The organism is Pinisolibacter sp. DMC19 (assembly GCF_056313985.1).
On the sequence record NZ_JBQUZF010000023.1, the window covers coordinates 1 to 838 of the forward strand.

General features: G+C 69.6%; 1 protein-coding gene. It reads right to left on the bottom strand.

What is annotated here, in order from left to right; genetic code table 11:
- A partial coding sequence (locus ACT53U_RS19610) for a methyl-accepting chemotaxis protein (protein WP_476157627.1) occupies positions 1-838 on the bottom strand: 838 nt, incomplete at both ends.

Here is an 838-nt window from a genome sequence, read left to right on the forward strand (position 1 = left end):
ACGGTCTGACGCTTCGGCGCGGCGGCGGTCTTCTTGGCCGGGGCGGCGGAGCTCTTCATGTGGGCGACCGGGTGGGCGAGGCCGCCGGCCGGGGCACGCGACTTGGGCGTCGCGGGCTGACGACGGTGGCTCGAGGTGTCGACGTTCTCGACCCGGAAGAAGGCGATCGAGGTCTGGAGTTCCTCGGCCTGGGCGGCGAGTTCCTCGGAGGTCGCCGACATCTCTTCGGAGGCGCCGGCGTTCTGCTGGGTCACCTTGTCGAGCTGCTGGATCGCCTGGTTGATCTGAGCGGCGCCGATGTCCTGCTCGCGACAGGCGGCGGAGATCTCGGAGACCAGTTCGGCGGTCTTGCGGATGTCGGGGACGAGGCGGTTGAGCATGTCGCCGGCTTCCTGGGCGGACTTCACCGTGTCGGTGGACATCTGCGAGATCTCGGCGGCGGCGGCCTGCGAGCGCTCGGCGAGCTTGCGCACTTCCGAGGCGACGACGGCGAAGCCCTTGCCGTGCTCGCCGGCACGAGCGGCCTCGACCGCGGCGTTGAGGGCGAGCAGGTCGGTCTGACGGGCGATCTCCTGGACGATGCCGATCTTCTCGGCGATCGTGCCCATGGCGGAGACGGCGCGGGAGACGGCGTCACCGGAGAGCTCGGCGTCCTTGGCGGACTGACGGGCGATCTTCTCGGTCTGGGCGGCGTTGTCGGCGTTCTGCTTGATGTTGGAGGCCATCTCTTCCATCGAGGAAGAGGCTTCCTCGGCGGCCGAGGCCTGCTCGCTGGCACCCTGCGCGATCTGCTCGGAGGCCGCGGAGAGCTGCTGCGAACCCGACGAGACGTTGTCGG